The organism is Streptomyces sp. NPDC014733, from assembly GCF_043083385.1.
Taxonomy (GTDB): domain Bacteria; phylum Actinomycetota; class Actinomycetes; order Streptomycetales; family Streptomycetaceae; genus Streptomyces.
Map to the genome: position 1 here is coordinate 1 of NZ_JBIBYO010000031.1, position 6,137 is coordinate 6,137.

Consider the following 6,137-nt stretch of genomic DNA (forward strand, 5'->3'; position numbering starts at 1 on the left):
GTGGTGTTACGGACGTAAAGCGGAGCAGTCCGTAACACCACCCCCGACCCCACCACCGCACCCGCCACGGGCCGGAAGCGGGGCTGGACGAGATCCGCCCCGCCACGGGCCGGAAGCGGGGCTGGACGAGATCCGCCCCGCCACGGGCCGGAAGCGGGGCTGGACGAGATCCGCCCCACCGCGGGCCGGAAGCGGGGCTGGACGAGATCCGCCCCACCGCGGGCCGCGAGAGGAACTGGACGAGAACCGCCCCACCAACCCCGCCCGGCCCTCACCCCACCCCGGCCGCCCGCTCCAGAATGCGCGCGGCCACCGCCGGGGAATCCACCAGCGGGTGCAGCGCCATCGCCCGCAGCGCCGCCTCACGGTCCTTGCGGACGGCCGCCTCGACCGTCGCCCGCTCCACCGCCTTGAGCTGGAGCATCAGCCCCAACTGATCGGCCCGCAGCGGCGCACACGGCAGCGGCACCGGGCCGTCCGGCCCCACCTCGCACACCGTCTCCACGATCGCGTCAGGCGCCAGCTCCGGCACCGTCGTCCCGTTGCGCACATTGAGGATCAGCCGCCCGCCCGCACCGTCGGCGCCGCCGGAGAGCGCCCGCATCAGCGCCAGCGCCACCCGGTCGTACCCGCCGCCCTCCAGGTCACAGGCGTCGCGCTGCCAACCGCCGCTCGCCTCCCGGCTCTCCGCCATGTACGTCTCCTCGCGCTCGCGCCGGGTGGCCTCCCACAGCGCGTACGCCGCCTCCGGACCGCCCGCCCGTGCCGCCCGCGCGAAGAACCCGCCCTGCTGCCCGTCGAGGAATTCCCCGCGCGTCTCGGCGGCGTCCCGTACCGACGCCAGCGTCTCCCGGCGGAAGTAGTAGTAGTGCAGATACTCGTTGGGCAGCGCGCCCAATGCCGCCAGCCACTCGGCGCCGAACAGCCGCCCCTCCTCGAACGAGCCCAGCGCCGCCGGATCCGCCAGCAGCCCCGGCAGCAGCTCCCGCCCGTCCAGCGTCAACGACCGCAGCCAGCCGAGGTGGTTGAGGCCCGTGTAGTCGTACGTCACCCGGCCCGCCGCGAACGCCGCGCCGTCCACGCCCGCCGCCCGCGCCGCCCGCCGCACCAGCCCCACCGGCGAATCGCAGATCCCGATGACCCGCCCGCCCAGCACCTCGGCCATCGCCTCCGTCACCATCCCCGCCGGGTTGGTGAAGTTGATGACCCAGGCGCGCGGCGCCAGCTCCGCCACCCGCTCCGCGATCCGCAGCGCCACCGGGATCGTCCGCAGCCCGTAGAGCACCCCGCCGGCGCCCACCGTCTCCTGGCCCAGCACGCCCTCGGCCAGCGGGATCCGCTCGTCGCGCACCCGGCCCGCGGTGCCGCCCACCCGGATCGCGGAGAACACGAAGTCCGCACCGGTCAACGCCGCGTCGAGCGTCGCCGCCCGCCGTACCCGCACCGGCGCCGGATGCCCCTGCGCCTGCCGTTCCAGGACGTCGCCGATCACCGCCAGCCGCTGCGGATCGGTGTCGTACAGGGTCAGTTCGTCGACCGCGCGTGCGGGATCGTCCAGCAGCGCGCGGTACACCAGCGGCACCCGGAATCCGCCGCCACCGAGAATCGTGAGCCTCATGGGCCGGAACGTACACCGGCATCAGGCACACTGTCGGCACCACCGGGACGGGGACGCACGCGAGGGAACCACCGCGACCGGACCGGCGGGAGAGAGGCGAGCACGGTGAGCGCAAGGCCGCGACCACAGCAACAGCCCGTACGGCAGGGCGCCCCGGCGCCGGTCCTCGACCCGCTCGCCCCCCTCCGCGCCGACGGCGACCCGGCCACCGACGTCTATCTGACCGGCACCGTCTTCCTCGACATCATCCTCACCGGCCTCGACTCCGCGCCGGTGCGCGGCACCGAGTCCTGGGCCCGCGGCATGGGCTCCAGCCCCGGCGGCGTCGCCAACATGGCCACCGCCCTCGCCCGCCTCGGCCTGCGCACCTCCCTCGCCGCCGCGTTCGGCGACGACATGTACGGCGAGTACTGCTGGGACGCGCTCAGCCACGGCGAGGGCATCGACCTCACCTACTCCCGCACCATCCCCGGCTGGCACTCCCCCGTCACCGTCTCCATGGCGTACGAGGGCGAGCGCACGATGGTCTCGCACGGCCACGAGGCGCCGCCGCCGGAGACCGCCTTCGACGGCGGCCACGCCCCCGGCTGCCCGCCGCCCTCCCGCGCCTGCGTCGCCTCGCTGGTGCCCGGCCGCCCCGAGGACTGGCTGGGCTGCGCCGCCGCCCGCGGCAGCCGGATCTTCGCCGACGTCGGCTGGGACGACACCGGCCGCTGGGACCCGGCCGACCTCGACGGGCTCGAACACTGCGAGGCGTTCCTGCCCAACGCCGAGGAGGCGATGCGCTACACCCGCACCTCCGACCCGCGCGCCGCGGCCCGCAAGCTCGCCGAGCGGGTACCGCTCGCCGTCGTCACCATGGGCTCCGAGGGCGCCTGCGCCGTCGACGGCCGCACCGGCGAGAGCGCCGAGGTGCCCGCCATCGCCGTGGAGGCGCTGGACCCGACCGGCGCCGGTGACGTCTTCGTCGCGGGCTTCGTCACCGGCACCCTCGCCGCCTGGCCGCTCGCCGACCGGCTCGCCTTCGCCGGGCTGACCGCCGCCCTCTCCGTCCAGGAGTTCGGCGGCTCCCTCGCGGCGCCCGGCTGGGCCGAGATCTTCGCCTGGTGGCAGCAGGTCCGCGCCCAGGGCGACCCGGCCACCGGCGCGCTCCGCGACCGCTACGCCTTCCTCGACGCCGTGCTGCCCGCACCGGGCCACTGCGCCCCGCCGGCCCGCGCCGTTCCCACGATCGGCTTCCGGCGCCCGGCGTAGGCGCGCGACGGCGCGAAGCGGCGGGCGGGGCCCTTCCCGCCCGCCGCTTCGGTCTTCGTAAAGCCTTTCGGTGTTGTCGGTGCCCCGTCGTACTCTGGAGACCGTAGGAGCTGAGCCGTACGGCCATACGCACCGCTCATCAGCTATCGGCAAAGGACAGGGGTTGAGCAGGCCACAGCGCCGACCCATGACGCAGACACCCAGGCACCAGCAGGCGAGCGCCCAGTTCACCGTCCCGGCCAAGCACCCCATGGTGACGGTCCTGGGATCCGGGGACGCGCTCCTCCGCGTGATCGAGAAGGCCTTCCCCGATACCGACATCCATGTCCGCGGAAACGACGTCACCGCCGTCGGCGACGCCGAGGAAGTCGCCCTCGTCCAGCGCCTCTTCGACGAGATGATGCTGGTGCTCCGCACCGGCCAGCCGATGACCGAGGACGCCGTGGAACGCTCCATCGCGATGCTGCGTGTGAACGGCGCCGACGGCGACGGCAGCGAGACCCCGGCCGAGGTCCTGACGCAGAACATCCTCTCCAACCGCGGCCGCACCATCCGCCCCAAGACGCTCAACCAGAAGCGCTACGTCGACGCCATCGACAAGCACACCGTCGTCTTCGGCATCGGCCCCGCGGGCACCGGCAAGACCTACCTCGCCATGGCGAAGGCGGTCCAGGCGCTCCAGGCCAAGCAGGTCAACCGCATCATCCTGACCCGCCCCGCCGTCGAGGCGGGCGAACGCCTCGGCTTCCTGCCGGGCACCCTCTACGAGAAGATCGACCCGTATCTGCGGCCGCTCTACGACGCGCTCCACGACATGCTCGACCCCGACTCCATCCCGCGCCTGATGGCCGCCGGGACGATCGAGGTCGCGCCGCTCGCGTACATGCGTGGCCGCACCCTGAATGACGCGTTCATCATTCTCGACGAGGCGCAGAACACCAGCCCCGAGCAGATGAAGATGTTCCTCACCCGCCTCGGCTTCGACTCGAAGATCGTCATCACGGGTGACGTCACCCAGGTCGACCTGCCGGGCGGCACCAAGAGCGGGCTGCGCCAGGTGCAGGAGATCCTGGAGGGCGTCGACGACGTCCATTTCTCCCGCCTCACCAGCCAGGACGTCGTCCGCCACAAGCTCGTGGGCCGTATCGTCGACGCCTACGAGAAGTACGACAGCCGCAACGGCGGCTGACGCCGTCGCGCCGGGCCGGCCGCGCTCATCCGCGGCCGGCCCGGCACCCATCAGAAGCGAGAAGTCACACCTCCCATGTCGATCGACGTCAACAACGAGTCCGGCACGGACATCGACGAGCAGGCGATCCTCGACGTCGCCCGCTACGCCGTCGCCCGGATGCGCATCCACCCGCTCTCCGAGCTGTCCGTGATCGTCGTCGACGCGGAGGCGATGGAGCAGCTCCACCTCCAGTGGATGGACCTCCCCGGCCCGACCGACGTGATGTCCTTCCCGATGGACGAGCTGCGCCCGCCGGCCAAGGACGAGGACGAGCCCCCGCAGGGCCTCCTCGGCGACATCGTGCTCTGCCCCGAGGTCGCCGAGAAGCAGGGCGAGGAAGCCCCGACCGGCCACTCCATGGACGAGGAGCTGCAGCTCCTGACCGTCCACGGCGTGCTGCACCTCCTCGGCTACGACCACGAGGAGCCCGACGAGAAGGCCGAGATGTTCGGCCTCCAGGCGGCCATCATCGACGGCTGGCGCGCCGAGCGGGGGCTGACGGGCCCTTCCCCGGCCCCCACCGTGTCCTGACCGGGCGCCGTCATGACCACGCAACTCATCGCGGTCGCGGTGCTGCTCGTCGTGATCGCCTGGCTCGCCGCCTGCGCCGAGGCGGGCCTCGCCCGGACGACCAGCTTCCGCGCCGAGGAGGCGGTCCGCTCGGGCCGCCGCGGCAGCGACCGGCTCGCCGCCGTCGCCGCCGATCCGACCCGCTACCTCAACGTCGCGCTGCTGGTCCGCGTCGGCTGCGAGATGGCCGCCGGGGTCCTCGTCACCTACGCCTGCCTGCGCTCCTTCGAGGAGACCTGGCAGGCGCTGACCGTCGCCATCGCCGTGATGGTGCTCGTCTCGTACGTCGCGGTCGGCGTCTCGCCGCGCACCATCGGCCGCCAGCACCCGCTGAACACCGCGACCGCCGCCGCCTACGTCCTGCTGCCGCTGGCCCGGATCATGGGCCCGGTCCCGCAGCTGCTGATCTGGCTGGGCAATGCGCTCACGCCGGGCAAGGGCTTCCGCAAGGGCCCGTTCGCCTCCGAGGCGGAGCTGCGGGCGCTGGTCGACCTCGCGGAGAAGGAGTCGCTGATCGAGGACGAGGAGCGCCGCATGGTGCACTCCGTCTTCCAGCTCGGCGACACGCTGGTGCGGGAGGTGATGGTGCCGCGCACGGACCTGGTCTCCGTCGAGCGGTACAAGACCATCCGCCAGGCGCTGACCCTCGCGCTCCGCTCCGGGTTCTCCCGCATCCCGGTGACCGGCGAGAACGAGGACGACATCGTCGGCGTCGTCTACCTCAAGGACCTCTCCCGCAAGGTCCATGTCAGCCGCGACGCCGAGACCGAACTGGTCTCCTCCGCGATGCGCCCCGCCGTCTTCGTACCCGACACCAAGAACGCGGGTGACCTGCTGCGGGAGATGCAGCGGGACCGTAATCACGTCGCGGTCGTCATCGACGAGTACGGCGGCACGGCCGGGATCGTCACCATCGAGGACATCCTGGAGGAGATCGTCGGCGAGATCACCGACGAGTACGACCGGGAGCTGCCGCCCGTCGAGGAACTGGGCGACGACCGCTACCGCGTCACCGCCCGCCTCGACATCGGCGACCTGGGCGAGCTGTACGGCCTCGCGGAGCTGGACGACGAGGACGTCGAAACGGTCGGCGGTCTGCTGGCCAAGCTGCTGGGCCGGGTCCCGATCGCCGGTGCCACGGCCGTCGTCGACCTCTCCGACGAAGCCGCGGACCCGGATCTCACGGGGCTGCGGCTCACGGCGGAGTCCCCGGCCGGGCGGCGGAACAAGATCGTCACGGTGCTGTGTGAGCCGGTTCGGGAGGGCGGCGGGGGCGGTACGGAGGGCTGAGCGGGGGCGGTGGTGTCGGTGCGGTGGTGCCGACGCGGGGTGTCGGTGCTGTGGTGGGGGCGGGGGTGGTGTTTCGGACTGCCGCCGGTTGCCCGGGGGGGGGGGGGCCCGCCCCCCCCCCCCCCCCCCCCCCCCCGCCCACCGGGGGGCCCCACCCCCCGCCCGCCACGGCGA

The 6,137-nt window shown here is 73.2% G+C and carries 5 protein-coding genes; 4 read left to right on the forward strand and 1 reads right to left on the reverse strand.

What is annotated here, in order from left to right; translation table 11 throughout:
• Positions 1 to 271: 271 nt before the first annotated feature.
• A complete protein-coding gene (locus ACF1BH_RS30800) occupies positions 272 to 1,618 on the reverse strand; it encodes a 6-phospho-beta-glucosidase (RefSeq protein WP_391647721.1) in 1,347 nt (448 codons plus the stop codon).
• Between the two features lie 105 nt (positions 1,619 to 1,723).
• Here ACF1BH_RS30800 and ACF1BH_RS30805 point away from each other — a divergent pair, with 105 nt between their 5' ends.
• The 4 genes from ACF1BH_RS30805 to ACF1BH_RS30820 all read left to right on the forward strand — a co-directional run bounded on the left by ACF1BH_RS30805 (position 1,724) and on the right by ACF1BH_RS30820 (position 5,963).
• Positions 1,724 to 2,872 carry a carbohydrate kinase family protein gene (locus ACF1BH_RS30805; protein ID WP_391647722.1) on the forward strand — a complete coding sequence of 383 codons (1,149 nt, stop codon included), beginning with the start codon at positions 1,724 to 1,726 and terminating at the stop codon, positions 2,870 to 2,872.
• 187 nt (positions 2,873 to 3,059) lie between these two features.
• The gene (locus ACF1BH_RS30810; RefSeq protein WP_391647723.1) at positions 3,060 to 4,061 is read left to right on the forward strand and encodes a PhoH family protein; all 1,002 of its coding nucleotides are present in this window, start codon (positions 3,060 to 3,062) and stop codon (positions 4,059 to 4,061) included.
• 75 nt (positions 4,062 to 4,136) lie between these two features.
• Entirely contained in the window at positions 4,137 to 4,634 is a 498-nt protein-coding gene (ybeY, locus tag ACF1BH_RS30815; RefSeq protein ID WP_391647725.1) for an rRNA maturation RNase YbeY, read from the forward strand.
• Between the two features lie 12 nt (positions 4,635 to 4,646).
• A complete protein-coding gene (locus ACF1BH_RS30820; RefSeq protein ID WP_391647726.1) occupies positions 4,647 to 5,963 on the forward strand; it encodes a hemolysin family protein in 1,317 nt (438 codons plus the stop codon).
• The last annotated feature ends 174 nt before the right edge of the window (positions 5,964 to 6,137 follow it).

Coding starts and splice junctions, on each gene's coding strand:
- ACF1BH_RS30800 (WP_391647721.1), bottom strand. CDS start 1,618: ATGAGGCTCACGATTCTCGGTGGCGGCGGATTCCGGGTGCCGCTGGTG.
- ACF1BH_RS30810 (WP_391647723.1), top strand. CDS start 3,060: ATGACGCAGACACCCAGGCACCAGCAGGCGAGCGCCCAGTTCACCGTC.
- ybeY (WP_391647725.1), top strand. CDS start 4,137: ATGTCGATCGACGTCAACAACGAGTCCGGCACGGACATCGACGAGCAG.
- ACF1BH_RS30820 (WP_391647726.1), top strand. CDS start 4,647: ATGACCACGCAACTCATCGCGGTCGCGGTGCTGCTCGTCGTGATCGCC.